Raw genomic sequence first — 19,101 nt, 5'->3', positions numbered from 1 at the left:
GAATTAATTAATCAAGGATGATTCTATGAGCACTATCACTGTCAAAGTAAACACGCAAAATGAAACGGTTGCTGAACACAAGGTCGTCACAAAGCAGGGCACACCTACTACAATAAAAGCCGCTGATAAAATTAATTATGAGCTCCTTGATGAAGCAACTGGTCGAGCTCCGAACAATATTGTTACTAAGCGAATAGATAAAAATCTTCATATTTCTTTTGAAAATGACAGTCTAGACCCTGATCTTATTATTGAAGGATTCTATGATGATATTGATAGCGCGCTCATTGGCGTCGCTGAAGATGGTAGTTATTATTACTATATTCCTGATACAGGTGAAGTGGCAGATTATGTCACTGAGCTACAGATGGGTGATATACAAGGTCAGGCGCTAGGTGGGAATGCCCAAGCGACACCTTGGTGGGTAGGTGCTACAGAAGCTGAGAGCTTTGATGCATTGCCATGGCTAGTTGGTCTTGCAGGAGTAGGGTTAATAGGCGCTACATTCTCTAACTCTAACAACGATGATGACAGTGACGCTGACGCTGACGCTGACGCTGATGCTGATGCTGATGCTGATGCTGATGCTGATGCTGATGCTGATGCTGATGCTGATGCCGACGCTGATGCCGACGCTGATGCCGACGCTGATGCCGACGCTGATGCCGACGCTGACGCTGATGCTGATGCTGATGCCGACGCTGATGCTGATGCTGATGCCGACGCTGATGCTGATGCTGATGCTGATGCCGACGCTGATGCTGATGCCGACGCTGATGCCGACGCTGATGCCGACGCTGATGCTGACGCTGATGCTGATGCTGATGCTGATGCTGATGCTGATGCTGACGCTGATGCTGATGCTGATGCTGATGCTGATGCTGATGCTGATGCTGACGCTGACGCTGACGCTGATGCTGATGCTGATGCTGATGCTGACGCTGACGCCCCAACCATCAACAGTCCTGTTGCGATGGATGACATCGTCAACGCTCAAGAAGCAGCGGATGGCTTTAACGTCACCGGGACGGGCGTCGCAGGTGACACCATCACCTTGACCAATGGCGCAGGTGCCGTGATCGGTACCGCCATCGTCACGGCTGAAAATACCTGGAGCATTGCTGTCACTCAAGCAAACGTGGCTGCCATGGGCGAAGGGCCAGAGACCTTAACGGCCACCGCAACAGACCCTGCTGGAAACGTAGGGGCTGCAGCCACTGCCGATATCGCGATTGACACGGTCGCGCCTGATGCGCCGCTCACCACCACGGTGGGCAATGATGATGGCTTTATCACAGCTGATGAGACTGATATAGATGGTAATGTGGATGTCATCGTCGGTCTTCCAGGCAATGCGGTTGCTGGTGACATCGTAAGTGTCAATGGTATAGAACAAACCGTGACACCTGATGACCTTATCAATGGCAGCGTCACCGTTAAAGTACCAGCACCTGTTGAAGGTGAAGCACTTGACGTCACAGCAACCATCACAGATGCTGCTGGTAATACCTCAGAGGCCTTGACTGATACTGTAGGTGTGGTTGACACCACCGCACCTCTTGCCCCAACCATCAACAGTCCTGTTGCGATGGATGACATCGTCAACGCTCAAGAAGCAGCGGATGGCTTTAACGTCACCGGGACGGGCGTCGCAGGTGACACCATCACCTTGACCAATGGCGCAGGTGCCGTGATCGGTACCGCCATCGTCACGGCTGAAAATACCTGGAGCATTGCTGTCACTCAAGCAAACGTGGCTGCCATGGGCGAAGGGCCAGAGACCTTAACGGCCACCGCAACAGACCCTGCTGGAAACGTAGGGGCTGCAGCCACTGCCGATATCGCGATTGACACGGTCGCGCCGATAGCTGTTAATGATCAGAACTCTACTGATCTTACAGTGGCACCGACCGTAACAACCCTCAATGGTGGCCCTAGTGGAGATGTTGGCAGTCTTATTAGCCTTGGTCTGATCGGTGATACGGTCAGCGTTAATCTGCTGACCGCAAGCACTGCGTTTACGGTAGATGTAGCGACTGGTACCACACAGCAGATTACTGTATCTGGCGGCGGGGATGAGCTTTTAGGGGTAAATCTTGGGACTGACAAAGATCTTGATCTTCTTATTTATAGGCAAGTGGATGGTAGCAACCAAGCTTCATTGGTTCAGGTGCAAACAAACTGGCTCGATTATAGTCCAGGCATCGCTGGTGCTCTTTTGGGAAGTTGGGAAGGTGCACCTTTGCAACTTAACACTTTCTCTGGCGGTGCGACGTACTATGTCGTTGTTGGTAATGCCGGTACGCTATTAGATCTTGGAGCGTTGACTCGAATAAATGTCGAAACGGACTCTAGCATACTGACGGATTCTAATAATCTTATTGTAGATGCGACCCCAATCATCGGCAATGTCACTAGCAATGATGATGGTGTTGGACAAGCGATAACAGTGACTAGCGTCAATGGTGATCCTGTTAGTGGCGAGACTACTATTGTAGGTGACTATGGTACGCTGGTCATAGACTCTAACGGTTCGTATACTTACACGCCGACTAAGAATGTCAGTGGGATTGGTCAGACGGATGAGTTTGAATACACGATTGATGATGGTAATGGTAATACGGATAACGCTACGCTTAGCATAGACATCACTAGTGATTACACACCGCCTGTGCCATTTTCGGCTCGTATGATGCTAGAGAATAGCTTCACACTGGCAGATGATGCTGATGCTATCGATCTTCCTCAGATGTCATTATTAGTCTCAGATGAAGGATTCGATATCCTAAGCTTTGAGGGTGCTGATCAAGCTATCAGTCTAGCTGATATTATGCAACCTGATATCATCGATATCAGTGGTATTGGTGCTAATATCTTAAACATAGCAGCAGAAGATATTAATTCTGCTATCTACGTCCAAGGTGATAGTGATGATACCGTTAACTTAGAGGGTGATGGCTGGTCTAACGTTGAACAGACTACCTTAGGCACTGACATATACAATGCTTGGCAATTAGGTGAGGATGTATCTACACAGATTTATATCGATACTAATATCACTAATGTTATTTAATATTGGCTAATCGTATTTAGATATTCAAAACGCTCTCGAAATGGGAGCGTTTTTTCGCACTATATACCTAATTCTTTTAGGGTACAGTTAATAGTGTTCAAATATAGATTTTTAATATAATTGCCTTATATTTAGTTTCGAAAGTATTACAAAATAAAAATTATAAGGGATCATAAAAACATGGATGAATATACAAAAATTAAGCGTTTGATGAGCTATTTAGAGGATAATATTTCTGCCATTTATGATAATTGGTCACAAAATCATATCACTCAATTAGATAATAATAATCGTATAAAAAATATTGCGACTGACACTTTGCTTAACACATTTGTTTTGTCTGTATCTGATGGTCATAAAAAAGCTAAAACAGTTAGTTTTATTGTTGATGATTTAGTGAAAAAACTTGAAGCGGATACTATCAATAGCTTTGATAATTTTGCAAACATACTGCCTATTATTATTGCAAAAATTGACAAATTATCAGAAAATTTTGAATCACCCATTACTTGGCTAAGACTTGAGTGGCTCAATCAAGCGTCGCTAATGACTTGGGCAAACTTACAGCAAAGTCTAAAAAACTTTAAAAGAAATTACTATCGCTCAGGTATTGCTTTTGTAGGCGTACGAGAGCCGTGGCTACTGCTGACAGAAATGGAGCTAAATGCCAATGCTTGTCTATACGCAGGGAATACCGTTACTCATGCGCAGGTAAATACCACCAATCTGAATGTCTACTTTAAAACTCGCCATGGTAGTAGCCAGATCCCTAATTTTAGCGATGATTTGCCAGTAATCAGCTTTAACACCGCGGGTATATTTATTGATGCGGATACGGGCGCGTGTCATAACCTTGATATACAGCCACGCTTTAAAGGTCATCGTAAGCTGTTACCACTATCGGCAGACTCTACCCAGCCTATCATTGAGCTGGCGACACATTATTTATCCAGACAAGTTCAGCCTTCTGGGCAATATATATATGGTCACTTTCCCTGCTTTGGTCGCACGATAGATACTTATAATAGCTTACGTCATGCCAGTAGTACTTATGCACTGATAGAAGGTTATGAAGCCTGTTGTCATTTAGATCGTCGCAATGTTGAGGATGCCATCGACCGCTCAGAGACAGCATCAGCGATACCTGCCAAGCCAAGTTTGACTGAGATGCAGAGCAGTATTGATAAGGCAATGAGCTATCTGACTCATCAATTGATTCACGTCTATGATGATAAAGCCTATGTAGTAGATACTGGTGGAGAAATTAAACTGGGGGCAAATGCCGTCGCCATACTCGCACTGGTTAAGTATTTGCAGGTATTTACGGAGACACCATTAGCTACTGATTATATTAATTTAGCAAATAAGTTAGCCCTAGGCATCGTTGCTATGCAGCAAGAGGATGGTAGCTTTGTACATGTATTACATAGTCAAGATCTATCCCTAAAAGCAAAAAACCGTATCATTTATTATGACGGAGAAGCCGCATTTGCGCTGATGCGTTTATATGGCTTGGCCAAAGATGAGCGTTGGCTCGACTGTGTGACTCGTGCTTTTGATTATTTTATCAAAGCCAAACACCACCAAGCGCATGATCATTGGCTGTCTTATTGCTCAAATGAGCTTGTCATTTACAAACCTGAAAAAAAGTACTTCCAGTTCGCGGTTAATAACATCGCAGGCTATACCGACTTTATCAAAAACCGTATCACCACTTTTCCTACATTGCTCGAGCTATCAATGGCATTTCACAAAATGCTTTTAAAATTGGATGAACATCCAGAGTTTTATGATGTGCTGGAGAGTTTTGATATTCAAAGATTTTATCAGGCACTACATGTGCGTGCCAATCATTTAATGAATGGTTTTTTCTTTCCAGAGATGGCGATGTTTTATAAAGCGCCGCAGACTATTTTGCATGGTTTTTTCATTCGCCATCATTCGTTTAGATTACGCATTGATGATGTGGAGCATTATCTATCTGGACTGATTGCGTACCTAAATTTTTTGAAAACAGCAAAGTATCCAAGAGTAGCGACTAAGCAGTATCAGCGCACTAATAAAATAACCCCTACAAATAACGCAGAAAAACCGCAGCAGTCCGAAGTAAATAACCCGCATTTAGAAAAATCTGTATTGACAGCCCGTACGCTTATATTAGCCACCAAGGGAAGGTGGCTGGTCGCACCATCAAAAGATTGGTCGGCGACAGGCCTTTGTATTTGGCCACCAAGTTTTGAATCAGGTCAGATGATAGTGGCTCGAGGCAAAACCATGGCGGTAGGCTATCTGGCTAAAACAGCGGTTGAGGCCTTAGTAAAAAAAGGGGCTTCCGCAATTATTACCGATGATTTATTGGCCTATAAAAACATAGGCGTTCCCGTATTGTACGTGCACACTGTGCGCCAAGCGACTATTGATATTGGTCGTTATACTCGGCAAGCCTTTGGTGGTCAAGTCATTGGTGTTACGGGTAGTGCAGGGAAGACCACGACAGTCCATATGTTAGCCCATACTTTAAATGGTTTTGGCGAGGCTGGTTATACGCAATCTAGTGCAAATCTACCAGCAGGTATCGCGTGGAATTTGGCTTGTATGCCTCAATTCATCAACTATTGGGTGTTGGAAATGGCCATTGGGTCTATGTCTGCCAATACGGATTTGGTACGCCCTGATGTGGCTTTGATTACCAATATTGCACCCGCTCATCTTGAGTATCATTATAATGTTGAAAATATTACACTCAAAAAATCGCGTATTTTTGAAGGTATGGCTCCTGGTTCTTTAGCCGTTGTTTGCCGAGATATTGAGCAATATGATTTGATTGAGCGTTTGGCGAATACGTGGGGCGTTCACGTTATCAGCTATGGTGAGCATGATGACGCTATGATTAAGCTGCTAAGCTATACTCAAAAAAATGCCCAAGCACAGATTGTTATTGATGGTCAGACTTATACTTTGAATCTGACGACTCGTGGTCAACACATGGTACTAAATGCGATGGCTATCTTAGCAGTGGTCAAGCATTACCAGTTGTCTATTCATGAGGCCATTATTAGGTTGAAGTCATTTGAAGCCGTTGCTGGACGCGGACAAGTACTTGAAATGAGTTATCAAGGTACACCAATCACACTGTATGACGAAGCTTATAACGCCAATCCATTATCAATGCAAGCTGCGCTTGAAACTTTTCAGCAAGTAGCCGTACCTGCTCACCAAAAAATATTAATTTTGGGTGATATGTTGGAGCTTGGCAATGATAGTAGCAAGTATCACTTAGCACTGATGTCTGTCATTGAAACAATGGATTTTAGAACTTTAATTTTGGTTGGTAAACAGATCAAAGTATTGGTTGATACGCTTAAAAAATCAGATATAGCGTCTTATTGTTTTCAAGATACACAAGCTTTGACTATCCAACTACCTACGTTTATTAAAGATGGTGACCATATTTTTATCAAAGCATCTAACGGTATCGGACTTAATAAAATTTTTTTAGATGATTAAAACTGAGTTGTCTGCAATCAAGACATAGAAGCCACTAAGGTAAGAGGTACTGCTATGAATGTTTTTAACACTGATGCCGCCATACTGGTAGAGAGTTTTAAACTACAGAACAATGAGTTAAGCAGCCAACGTTTGATTATGGCTATTCAGCCAAAAATACCAAAAATGATGGCATCGCTGGCTAAATTAATGACCGTTATGTTGGTATGGGATAAAGTAAAACAGGATAAGGTTGATCCTGTAACGACTCTGATTGAGATGCCTGTAGACTTATTAAAGGGTAGCAGTGGATACTATCAGTTTTATAAAAAAGGGGAAAAAGTACCTTTACTAGTACTTATTGAATCCGCTTTAATCGCCAGCTCTAATGAGGCAGCATTTGCTTTAGCATGCTGGCATTCTAGTATTGAGTGGCATTTTGTGTCGCAAATGGTACGTAAGTCACACTTACTCGGCCTGACAGACAGTCATTGGACCAGTTCTTCAGGACTTGAGAAAAACGCTTATACGACTGCCCAAGATATGAGTAAGCTTGCCAAAGTATTTATCAGTCAATATGCTGCAATCGCTTCCTACTGCTCTCTAAAGTCTTTTGAGTTTAATGGTAAAAAAGTTATCAATACCAATAGGCTTATGCGCTCTCACACAAATATTAAAGGGTTGAAAACAGGTACTTTAATGGGTATTGGTTCTAATCTTGTCAATTATTGGCTTGATGATGATATGCATTATATCAGTATTGTTTTGGGCGCTGAGAGTCGAGATAACTGTTATGAGCTGTCTGAAAAAATCATGAATAGTTACTTTTAATCTATTTTGTGTGTATTAATTTAAGAATTTTTAATGACGCTAACAGGTTTGGTACTCAAACCAAACCTGTTAGCGTTTTTTAGTCTAAAAATTTTATATTTAATTTTATGAGTCAGGATTTTAATTTTTCTATCATTTAATTTCATAAGTAATTCTATAAAAAAACATATTCATTATTAAGTTATTTTTATTAATACTAAGCACTAATCTTTAATTATGTATTATCTATAAAATTAATCATTATTTGTTCATTATTTGTTCATTATTTGTTCATTATCTGTTTGCCTTATCAGATAAGTTTTAGTAAGGTTTAGAGTAAAAATATCAAAACGTATTCAAAGATATTTTTATATGGCTAACTACTGAACCCTAATATGAATAATTTGTTAAATCAAAAAAAATTAATTCGTAAATTGCCCCTGCGTCATTGTTTTGCGCTTTTGGCGGTTGGTACGTGTTTGACTATGACAGCGCAAGCAGCAGTACAGGACTTACGAGTCGATAGTTTGATTACTCAAGCCATTCAGACGCATCCTTTAGTGGGGTCAGCGAGGGCCAGTCAACAAGCAACAACAGAAGGTATTAACGCCGCTAAGTTGAATCTTTTGCCGACGCCAAGTGTGAGCTCAGGCTACGATAGGGACAATGATTTTGTCTCACAAGTGACCCTTCGTCAGCCTTTATGGACAGGCGGTAAGCTCACAGCAGATGTTAACCAAGCAATATTCGATGACAAAGCGGCAGTTGAGTATATCTATGAGCAACAAAACCTCGTGGCCAAGACAACCATTGATGCTTGGCAAAGTTATATTCAAGCTATCGCAAAACAAGAAGTTCATTCTAATGCCTTAAAAGAGCTGAACGAATTTGAAGCCATGATGCAGCGCCGTGTCAATCAAGGGGTATCAGCTCGTATTGAGCTTGATCTGGTGACGAATCGTATTTTGCAGGAGCAAACGGCTTATCAAGGAGCAGTCGAGCAGCAACGTATTGCAGCCGCTAGACTTGAGCAAATCATTGGTCAGCCATTGTCTCAAGTCAGTGCAATGAACCTGCCAAATATCAAGGTGCTCGTGAATCAAGCCAAACAGCAATCAAGCAATTTTGAAAGAATGGCATTTGATCAGCTCAGCTTTTATAACCCTATCATCGTAAAAGAACAGTTTCAGATTGAATCGGCCAAGCAAGGGGTCGAGTCTCAGCAGGCTGCCCGATATCCCACTGTTTATGCCCAATATGAGCATGCCTACTATCATGAAGACAGTGAAAATGAAGGGAAGTTCTCACTGGGGCTGAGTTATGCACCTGGTGCAGGTTTCTCTAATTTGGCTTTAGCACGAGCATCACAGGCCCAAGTCAACAGTTTGGTGCAAACTCAAGAAGCAGCACGTCGCAGTGTGATAGAAAACATTCAGGTTCAGTATCAGCAGTTTGTGAGTGCCAAAGACAGAGAGACTTCATTAGTCGCTGCCGTTGCAGGCGCACAGATCGTGGTGAGCTCTTATCGTCGGCAATTTATCGCTGGTCGTAAGTCGTGGCTTGAAGTATTGAATGCCGTTCGTGAACACAATGATTATCAAGTACAGCTGGTACAAACGCGTGCAGATATACTGGGCGCGTTTCATCGGTTGCAAGTGGACTTTGGCGTTATGCCGTGGCAACAGTTTGGACATAATCGTAAGCCCGTAACTTTATTTAATCCGATAGACCCAGTAAAAGAGTGGCTAAATAAACAGGATAAAAAAAGATCAAGCCGTAACTTGGGTTATAAATCAGAATTAGATGAAAAGTTAAATGATGAGTATATAGAGATCAGATTACCTGCCGCTGCGGAAGAAAGCCTTAATAGAGGCGAACATATCATGTTGAACGAAGACTACAGCATTACGCCCATCGTTGAGGACAATGAAGTCCGCTAAGCGAAACGATACTAAAAATAATCAGGGCTACCAATGGATGGCTGTCCTAAATACTCAATAAGCGATGAATATGAGTTCAAACTTAAAAAAGACAGAAGCTGCTTTTATTCGTCAGGGTGAGTCGCATAACGATCTTGATCAGATTGATATGGCCTCAACCCTAGTAGATGCTATCAGGCGTTTACTCAGTCAGCAAGGGTATCCGGTAGATAATATACGTCTGAATGATATCGTCAAAAAACATAGTGAGCGACCTGAAAATAAAGGCCAAAGTATTCAGGAAATAGGCGGAGTCATTGCTGTTCTAAAAGGTATCGGTATAACAGATATACCAGAAATATTAGAACAACCAGACGCCGCTTTTTTGCCTTTACTGGCTTATCGTCCTGATATAGGATGGGGTGTCATTGAGAGTCAAACCCCGCAAAAAAGCTGGAATTTTCGCCAAGAAAAAGACCAAGTTCACACACGTACTAATGAGTTTTCGTTAATACTCAAAATTCGTTTAAAAGACGAGCCTATCAAACAGCGCAAAGTCTCTTTTTCTGAATTGCTTAAGTCTGACTTGGGCAATTATAAAGGCATTTTGCTTGAAGCGGTTATGGCCACCTTTTTGATTAATATGCTGGCACTCGCAGTGTCGCTATTTTCCATGCAAGTTTATGATCGAGTGATACCAACACGTAGTGAATATACGCTCATTATCTTAGCCAGTGGTGTGTTTCTCGTTATCATTTTCGAAGCGTTTATGAAATTCTCACGATCAAGGATTATGGACAAAGTGGTTGTGGGACTCGATCAGTATTTGTCTCGCGAAGTATTCCAGCGATTGCTTAAAGTACGCATTGATCAGATGCCAGGATCGGTTGGTTCTATGGCAGCGCAGTTACGTGGCTATGAACAAGTCCGCAGTTTTTTTACGGCCAGTACCTTATTTGGATTGGTCGATCTACCGATGACCATTATTTTTATCAGTTTGGTGGCTTTTATTGGGTCGCCGTTTGTTGCGCTCGTACCAGTGATAGCCGCTTTGATCGCTATAGTGATGGGATTGTCAGCTCGTCGACGCATTGATGCCATTGCGGCTGAAGGTGCGAAGGCCTCTTATTATAAAACAGGCTTGTTAGTAGAGGCGGTAGAAGGCGTTGAGACAATAAAAGCAGGTGCGGGCAATTGGAAGTTTTTGTCACGCTGGCTTGATGTCATGAGTTTGACAATCAAAAATGACCTAGACATGAAACACGCTAATGATAATTTAACGTACTTCACGCAAATGTTGCAACAAGTGAGCTACGTTGGCATTGTGATTGTAGGCTCATTTGTGGTGATGCAGGGCGACATGACGATGGGTGGATTGATTGCCTGCTCAATACTTGGCGGTCGAGTACTTGCGCCTGTTATGGCTATACCAAGTTTGCTTGTGCAATATGCTCATGCCAAAGCTGCTAAATCGAATATTGAATCCTTGTTTGACTTAGAACAAGATAATCATGACGTCGCGTATCCTTTATCACCCAGTCGTATCAATGGTTCTTATCAGTGCGATAACCTGATATTTAACTATAAGGACAATGACAGACCTGCTATCAAGATTAATAAACTAATCGTTCGTGCTGGGGAGCGTATCGCCATACTTGGGCCCATAGGATCAGGTAAGTCCACTTTACTAAAAGTGCTGGCGGGACTATATGCCCCTACGAAAGGGCAGGTTTTATTAGACGGTTTAGATATACATCAGATCAGTCGCGAAACGTTAAGTGAGCGCTTGGGGTACTTGCAACAAGATCATCGATTATTTCAAGGAACATTAAGAGAGAACTTACTGATAGGAATGGCGGCGCCTGACGATGACATGCTCCAAGAAGCATTGATAAAAACAGGACTGATCAACTTGGTATCGAGCCATTCGAGCGGTCTGGATTTGCCTATTAGTGAAGGCGGACGCGGACTGTCAGGCGGACAAAAGCAACTCGTTGCCTTTACTCGTTTATTATTGACCAAGCCAAATGTATTTTTACTCGATGAACCTACCGCTTCTATGGATAACCGGCAAGAGCAACGTTGCCTACAAGTTTTGCGTCAAGAGCTGACCAATGGACAGACATTTATCGTTTCTACGCATAAAACAGCATTACTAGCATTGGTTGATCGAATTATTATCATGGACAATCAACGTATCATTATAGATGGTCCAAAACAGGCCGTTCTTGATGAGTTAAGAACGAAAGAGCAAACAAAGAACCAGACGAGTCAATCAGCAGATAAAGACAGCAAGATACAGCCTATTATCACCAAAAATTCAACACATATTCAAGGTCAATAGATATGGCAGACTACAAATATATGCCCACTAAACTGAACGTTGGCCGTTCAAGATTGAATATTTGGATTGCTTTAGTCGGTATTGTGAGTTTGCTCATATGGGCTTCCTTTGCCAAAATTGATCAAGTAACGCGTGCCAAAGCAACGGTGATTGCAAGTGCTCGAACGCAGGAAATTCAAGCATCAGAAGGTGGCGTATTAACAGAGCTAGCGGTTGTTGAAGGTCAAGAGGTGAAAGCAGGGCAGTTGCTGGTTGTTTTAGAAGAAGAGCGCGCAAAAGCAGCAGTAGACAATTCTGCTTCTAAAACAGCGGCATTGAAAGCCAAATTGGCGCGTCTCAATGCAGAAATTTTTGAAACGCCTCTGGTATTTACGAAAGATGTTAAAAATTATCCAGAGTACATACAGAACCAAACGGCGCTTTATAATCGCCGTCGGCAAGCAATCAATGAAGATGTCGCATCTCTTGAAAAAATGCTCGTGCTGGCTAGACAAGAGCTGAGTATGAATGAGCCGTTATTAGAATACGGTGATGTCAGTCAGGCAGACGTCATAAAGCTGAGTCGTCAAGTCGCTGACATTGAGGCGCAAATTAATAATAAGCGTAATAAATATTTTGAAGAAGCTCAAGCTGAGATGACCAAAGCACAAGAGGAGCTAGATACTGAGCTTGAGCAGCTGCGAGACAGTTTGCAAGTACTAGAGGAAAAGCGTTTGCTGTCACCGACAGAAGGTAAGATCAACAATATCAATGTGACGACTATTGGCGGTGTGGTCAAACCGGGTGAAACCATCATGCAGATTCTCCCGACCAGTAGTGATTTAGTCATAGATGCGAAGGTCAGTCCTGCTGACATTGCTTATGTCAAAGAAGGTCAAGATGCGAACGTCAAGCTTGATGCCTATGATTATTCGATATTTGGTGCGATGAATGGCACCGTCAGTTACATTAGTCCAGATACGCTAATGGAGCAAACGCCCAAAGGAGAAGAGCCTTACTATCGAGTATTGATCGTTATTACTGGCGCTGAGTTCGAGGGCCGGAAAGACAAAATTGTCATCAAACCAGGTATGACCGCTTCTGTAGATATAAAAGCGATGGAGCGTACGGTACTATCTTACTTGACCAAACCTATTACTAAAACCTTATCAGAAGGTCTGGGTGAGCGGTAAGGCTTTAATCATCAGCATTTTTATAATCCATCATTTTTAATTTCTTGTTCATAAATCCCAGTACTGTTTTGATTTTCTGTCGTGTTAGCGCCATTCCTTAGTTGCTGTCTCTCATCAATTTTTTGTTGATTGCGTTTTTTAACTTCATTGATGGCAGCGCTAAGTTGGTTATTAATGTCGTCCACTTCAGATTTTGCTGCAAGATACGCTTTATCTAGTTGGATATTAGATGATTGTCTCGGCGTATCTATAGCCAGTAAGCCTGCACGGTTTTTGATATTCTCTAAAGTCTCATCACTGTTTGAAGCCATAGTCAGAGGATTTTCATCTGATCGAGGGTTTAGGTTCTGATTGTCTTGGATTCTGTTCTTGAGCGTAGGAGTTAGTTCTTTAGAAATGGAGTTATTACCTGATTCAACATTTTGAGAAGCCATTGTTTTTTCTTCGTTTGATGTATTAAGTGGTTCTGCATTGGTCGTCCGCTTGGTTTCCTTAACATCATCTTGACGGACTTTATCAAGATTTGTATTTTGATTGGTGGTCTCAGTATAGGTTTTGGCAATACTGGGTGTGTAATCGTTCTTTACATCAGTCGTAACCAAGGTCTTAGCTGTATTTACAGGTTTATCAGCCGCCTGTGCCTGATCTTCTTTAGTGATATTTAAATAGAAGATAAAGAAAAATCCTACATGTACTAATATTGCAAGACACAATGCCCAAAGCCATTTTTCACGGAATATTATCATTAGATGGCTTCACCTTTTTTATATTATAGCGTGTACTCAATATATTGAGATTATCAAATAATGAAGCGCGTTGCTATTGATATAAGCCATTAACAATGCTGGTTTTGAAAATGCTCCTTAAACAAAGTTCTGAAGTCAGGCATATTCAATTTGTGTAAGGTGAAAGATTATAGAGAGTAATTGATTTGAGGCAACTTTTGAAAGATTGTGGCGAATAACGTCTTTCTTTCCTCTTCTACTTCAACAAACAGCAAAAAAATCCCTTAAGCGCCACGATGAATCATTGAATATCATCGCATCGCTTAAAGAAGCGTAAAGACTGTCAAAATAATAAATGCACGTCGCGTATAGTCCGTTCAATATAAAAAAGATACGATAGATATGGTACTCTGCTGGTATAAACTTTCCTCGCTTGCTGTGCGCTTTGCACTCCAGAGGCATCGAAAAATTCATCCCAGCATCGCTGTATTCTTTTTAAAGTGAATCGACCCTATTAGTCGACGCTTGCTGCATCATTGCGCTTCTCGATTTTATGCTGATCTTCGGTGTTGTCAACTTTCCAATAACTCGATATGTATAAATGCGTTTTTGCTATCGGACGCTCTGCTTTAAAATACTGGCGCAGGGCGCGCATACTATGAAATTCACAAGCCGCCCAAACCGCAGGTTGTCCTGTCAGCCAAGTCAGGGTTTTAGTGTGCGCAAGTAATGGGCTGCTATCAGCATTTGGCGTGGCATTAATGACCCAGTGGATTTCGATGTTTTCTGGCTTTTGGAGGGTTTGACGATCCGCCTCAGTCGTCACTTCAAGTACAGCATAGCCGCGTGCATCATCAGGCAGCTGGGCAAGGTTGACAGTAATCGCTGGTAGGGCAGTCATATCGCCAATCAATAAAAACCAATCGGCATCATTGTTGATGAGTTTCTTTGGGCCGGGGCCGCCCACCAATATTTGGTCACCCACCTGCGCATTTCGCGCCCAAGTCGAGGCAGGGCCTTCAGCCTCATGCAAAGCAAAATCGACATCGATTTCATCGTTACGTTGGATGCTCACAGTATACGTGCGCATCAGTGGTCGAGCATCTTCGCCCTGAGGAAATATGAGTTTGATATAAGCACTTTCTTGATCGATTGGAAAGTCTAGTAAATCATCACCACCAAGCGTGACACGGCACATATTTGGCGTGATATATGTCGTACGAATGACTTCAAGTAATCTTGGATTGGGTTTTGCCATGATATATTTTCCTTCTTTTATAACGGTAGTGCTCAAAGTGTTTTCTATTATATTGTGACTAAACCATCAGAATAAAACCATCAAACTGATTTGATGGTTGTTCATTATTAATACCACTTTCAACAAGTATGATTGGCGGTATGGAATTTTGCTCATTTAATCAATAAACAGTTTTGAGATGATTAAAAATTGGCTTTTAGACTGACTGACATTTGCCGTTCAGGTCCCATCCAGCAGTTATTGATGTCATAGCAAGTGCCGACATAGGTTTTATCAAAGAGGTTGTTGATGCTAGCACCGACAGTGAGCATCGGATTGATTTGATAGTTGCCGCCGATATCTACCAAAGTCACGCTTGGTAGCTCATCTGAGTTTTGTTTATCAAGTTGCATACCGCCTTCATAGCGAACGCCTGCGTTGAGAGTGAGCTTATCTGTGGCGTAATAATCTGCCCATAGCGTCGCTTTGTGCTTGGCAGTCTGCGCTGGCGTGTTACCGACTACCTCAGGGTTGAACTCGTCCTCGGTAATCTCTGCATCGGTATAGCTGTAGCCTGCATTGATATCTATCCAGTCATTGAGTAGGTGGCTGCCTGAAACCTCGAATCCTTTGGACGTGATTTCACCTGTTTGAGTTTTTCGCACATAGTTAGGCGGTTCTGAAACTATGACGTTTTCTTGTGTGATATCAAAAACGGCCAGTGTCCCTTGTGTGGCTCGATCGGCAGAGAGATATTTGATACCGGCTTCTAACTGATCGGCGGTAGTAGGCTCAAATGATTTACCAGTTATAGAGTTACTGCCAACAACGGGCTGGAATGATTGCGAGTAGCTAGCATAAGGTGATAAGCCATTACTAAAGTCATATATAGCAGCGATGCGCCCGCTGGTCTCTTTGGCATCATTGTTTGTATCTGACTCATTATATACCAAGCCTTCACTAGCAAATATCTGATGGTTACGGCTTTTGAAGTTGTCATGACGCAGTCCAGCCACGATTGTCAAATCTTGCCACGTCATCTCGTCTTGCACATAGATACCCATTTGGCTTTGCTCGATATCATCTTTTTGGGAGTAGGTATCGAGTGGTAGCGTATCAGGATTGATCTGAGAGAAATCAGGATTGGACAGATCAATAGAGGGTGCTTTATTTGCCAGTGTATCGCGATAGTTGGCAGCACTGTCAGTCTCTTGATAGTCAACCCCGAACAACAGGTTATGGGAGGTATTGGCAGTATCTAGTTTATAAGCAAGCTGATTGTCTGTGGTCCAATTGGTCATACTTTCATCGGTAGTGTAAGCGCTACGCTTCAATATCTTATCGCTACCCTCAGTAAGTTTATTGTTATACATATTACGCTGCTGAGACTCTGCATCGGTATAGCGAAGTATGTGTTTGAACGTTAACTTATCATTGATGTCCCAATTGACGGTGACACTGGGCATAAATACTTCTTTGCTAAAGCGATTCCATTTGTCGCCCGCATAAGCATCACTCCCCAGTTTGCCATAGCTGGCATTATAGACAGTGCCAACGGCAGGCAGCGGAGTGGAAGGCACCATCTCTGGGTCATCTTGATAAAAGAGATTGGCAAGAACAGAGACACCATCCGTTGGTCGCCACTCAAGTGAGGGATTAATCAGTGTACGCTCTTCTTCGGTGGTCTGCATTTGCCCATCTTTTTTACGTTTTAATGCCACCAAACGATAATTGAGCGTGTCTGAAACAGGGCCTGTCGTATCGATTGCTATTTCTTTTAGATTTTGATTGCCAAGTCGCAGCTGCACCTGCACCTCAGATGCTTGGGTGCTTTTTGGCGTTTTGGCTACTTGATTGACCATACCACCGGGTGACGCGTAGCCATAGAGTGAAGATGCTGGGCCTTTTAACACTTCTACCGCTTCAGTTGCATAAATGTCTACTTGCGGCATCAAATTCCAAGCACCATCATAAGGCAATCTTAGCCCATCATAAAAGTTGGAGTAGGTCTTAAAACCGCGAATATTATATTCATCAAAGATAGACACAGTACCGCGGCTCTCCGCACTCACTCCTGGCTCATAACGTAACGCTGCATTGACACTGTCTGCTTGACGTTTTTGTAATAGCGCTTGATCGATTTTGGTATAGCTCATGGGCGCATCATTGGGGTCTAAGGCGGTTTTGGTGCCAGTACTACGATAGCCATCTGAATAGACAGTAATAGCATCCAAAGTGGCTGATGGCCCAGCAGTCTCATTGTTCTCAGTTTTATCGTTCTTAAGCGTGCTTTCAATGCTGGTTTTGATGCTATGGTCGATATTGGCTTCATTGTTGTCTGCGCTATTATTTTTGAGGCTATTCGATATATCTTCAGCATAAGCTGAGTGACTCAGACTCATTGCCAAGCCCAGTTGCACTGCTACCGTTAAACGTTTTTGACGACCAAATCTAGACGTTGAGACAAAGCGCATCATATTTCCTTGTGAGTTGTTATGGAGTGTTGAAAGCAAAAGAAAAGGAATAGTAACATTAATAATTATTATTATCATTTAAAACTTACAAACAAGGCTTTTTTAATGAGATATTGAGTAAGGGAGTTCCATTTTTAGCCTCTTAAGATGACTATCATGCAAATTGAGGAAACGTCCCAATATGACGATAATTATTGTCATAACCGATGGTGTTTAAATGACTTTTCTCGTATGATGCACGCGTATATCTGAGCGTAAGTAAACAAGTGAGTATTGTTAAGTACCGCTATTGATAGATCCATGTTGTTTATCGAGCAATCAGAGTTGTTAAAGGTCATATTTATGAACGAACCCATACGTCAATCTACTAACAACCAACGCTATTTTACGGTATGGCGCTGGCATTTTTATGCAGGGATGTTTGTCGCGCCTTTTTTAGTTATCCTAGCGTGTACCGCACTCGGTATGCTGTTTATGTCCAACACCGCAGGCCGTGATAATGACCGTTTAACTGTCGCTATTCCAGAATCGACGGTTCAGGCTCCTATCGCGACGCAAGCAAAGAATGCGCTAAGTACGCTACCTGACAGTACACTGATAAAATATATTGCACCACGCGATACGGATACGGTTGCCTTATTCCAAATCAAGTCAGCAGATCACGATAATATGGTGGCAGTGAACCCTTACACAGCTGATATCGTTGATAGTAGTCCTGCGAATAGCAATTTGTACTATACCTTTGACAGTATCCATAGTGATTTGCTATTAGGTAAATTTGGTGATTATCTTCTAGAAACCGCTGCCTCATTAACCATTTTGCTGATCTTGTCTGGCTGGTATCTATGGTGGCAAAAATGCAGATCAATCAAAGCCATGCTTATCCCTAATGACATTATGAGCAATAAGAAAAAACGCTCATTTATCCGTACCGTTCATGCGACCTTGGGCAGTTGGATATCTGTGTTGCTGCTGTTTTTTTGTATATCAGGAATGGCGTGGGCAGGCGTATGGGGCGAGAGAGTCGTACAAGCATGGAGCCAGTTTCCTGCAGGGAAGTGGGGCGTGGCACCAGTACCGGCGTCTATCGACCACAGTCAGCACCACGCTGGTATGGATATGGATAACGTTGATGCCGCGCCGCACGTTCATGGGTCGACGCCCGCTGTCGTACCTACGCATGGCAGTGTCCTAAATTCAGGCAAAGCCAAAGAAGTGCCTTGGGTGCTTGAACTGACACCGATGCCAGTATCAGGCACTACCATGGGGAAAGATGGTATTGCACCCAATATACCGATTATGATTGATACAGTAGATCGATTTGCTCGTGAAATTGGTTTTAACGGGCGTTATCAATTAAATCTGCCCCAAGGTAGTACTGGCGTCTGGACGCTTAGCCAAGACTCCATGAGTTATGATATGAAGAGCCCAACAGCTGATCGCACGGTACATATCGACCGCTATTCGGGCAATATCTTGGCGGATATACGTTTTGATGATTATAATGCTTTTGGTAAATTTATGGCGGCAGGTCTCGCGCTGCACATGGGCACGCTCGGCTGGTGGATCTTACTGGCCAATGTACTGTTTTGTCTATCGGTGATTGCCATGTGTGTGAGTGGCTATGTCATGTGGTGGCAGCGTCGTCCGCGTCATGCCAGTGAGGAAAATTGTGGACTCAATCCGCCAGCTCGTGGGCAGCGTTTTACCGTTTGGTGGCCGCTCGCTATTCCTTTGTTGGCAGTGGCTATCATATTCCCAACCGCCATCATTGCGATTGTGGTTATTGCGCTATTGGACTTTTTAGTGATTTCACGGGTTGGTTTTTTACAGAAATTATTAAAATAAAAGAGTACATTGA

10 protein-coding genes are annotated in these 19,101 nt (G+C 42.7%); 7 read left to right on the top strand and 3 right to left on the bottom strand.

What is annotated here, in order from left to right:
* The first annotated feature begins 25 nt into the window (after nt 1-25).
* From JMX93_RS05600 to JMX93_RS05575, 6 genes are all read left to right on the top strand, one after another.
* Entirely contained in the window at nt 26-3,073 is a 3,048-nt protein-coding gene (locus JMX93_RS05600; RefSeq protein WP_499204119.1) for an Ig-like domain-containing protein, read from the top strand.
* Nucleotides 3,074-3,253: 180 nt separating this feature from the next.
* On the top strand, nt 3,254-6,580 hold the full coding sequence (locus JMX93_RS05595) for a UDP-N-acetylmuramoyl-tripeptide--D-alanyl-D-alanine ligase (RefSeq protein ID WP_499204118.1): 3,327 nt from the start codon (nt 3,254-3,256) through the stop codon (nt 6,578-6,580).
* A 54-nt stretch (nt 6,581-6,634) separates the two neighbouring features.
* Entirely contained in the window at nt 6,635-7,390 is a 756-nt protein-coding gene (locus JMX93_RS05590; RefSeq protein WP_499204117.1) for a D-alanyl-D-alanine carboxypeptidase family protein, read from the top strand.
* 374 nt (nt 7,391-7,764) lie between these two features.
* Complete coding sequence (locus tag JMX93_RS05585; RefSeq protein WP_499204116.1) at nt 7,765-9,309, top strand: TolC family protein; 1,545 nt, start codon at nt 7,765-7,767, stop codon at nt 9,307-9,309.
* 70 nt (nt 9,310-9,379) lie between these two features.
* The gene (locus JMX93_RS05580; protein WP_499204115.1) at nt 9,380-11,632 is read left to right on the top strand and encodes a type I secretion system permease/ATPase; all 2,253 of its coding nucleotides are present in this window, start codon (nt 9,380-9,382) and stop codon (nt 11,630-11,632) included.
* Between the two features lie 2 nt (nt 11,633-11,634).
* Nucleotides 11,635-12,804: a beta-barrel domain-containing protein gene (locus tag JMX93_RS05575; RefSeq protein WP_499204114.1), complete on the top strand. Its 1,170-nt coding sequence runs from the start codon at nt 11,635-11,637 to the stop codon at nt 12,802-12,804.
* A 20-nt stretch (nt 12,805-12,824) separates the two neighbouring features.
* Here JMX93_RS05575 and JMX93_RS05570 read toward each other — a convergent pair whose 3' ends face one another.
* The 3 genes from JMX93_RS05570 to JMX93_RS05560 all read right to left on the bottom strand — a co-directional run bounded on the left by JMX93_RS05570 (nt 12,825) and on the right by JMX93_RS05560 (nt 17,240).
* Complete coding sequence (locus JMX93_RS05570; RefSeq protein WP_499204113.1) at nt 12,825-13,550, bottom strand: hypothetical protein; 726 nt, start codon at nt 13,548-13,550, stop codon at nt 12,825-12,827.
* A gap of 493 nt (nt 13,551-14,043) precedes the next feature.
* Nucleotides 14,044-14,787, bottom strand: a complete 744-nt coding sequence (locus tag JMX93_RS05565; protein ID WP_499204112.1) for a siderophore-interacting protein — start codon at nt 14,785-14,787, stop codon at nt 14,044-14,046.
* 182 nt (nt 14,788-14,969) lie between these two features.
* A complete protein-coding gene (locus JMX93_RS05560) occupies nt 14,970-17,240 on the bottom strand; it encodes a TonB-dependent siderophore receptor (protein ID WP_499204111.1) in 2,271 nt (756 codons plus the stop codon).
* A 342-nt stretch (nt 17,241-17,582) separates the two neighbouring features.
* On the opposite strand from JMX93_RS05560, the gene JMX93_RS05555 reads away from it, so the two are divergent.
* Complete coding sequence (locus JMX93_RS05555; protein ID WP_499204110.1) at nt 17,583-19,088, top strand: PepSY-associated TM helix domain-containing protein; 1,506 nt, start codon at nt 17,583-17,585, stop codon at nt 19,086-19,088.
* Nucleotides 19,089-19,101 lie beyond the last annotated feature (13 nt).

Origin of the sequence: Psychrobacter muriicola 2pS (assembly GCF_904846535.1) — a bacterium.
Lineage (GTDB): Bacteria > Pseudomonadota > Gammaproteobacteria > Pseudomonadales > Moraxellaceae > Psychrobacter > Psychrobacter aquimaris.
Note: the sequence above shows the minus strand (reverse complement) of the source record. Positions and strands in the feature narration are given on the sequence as shown.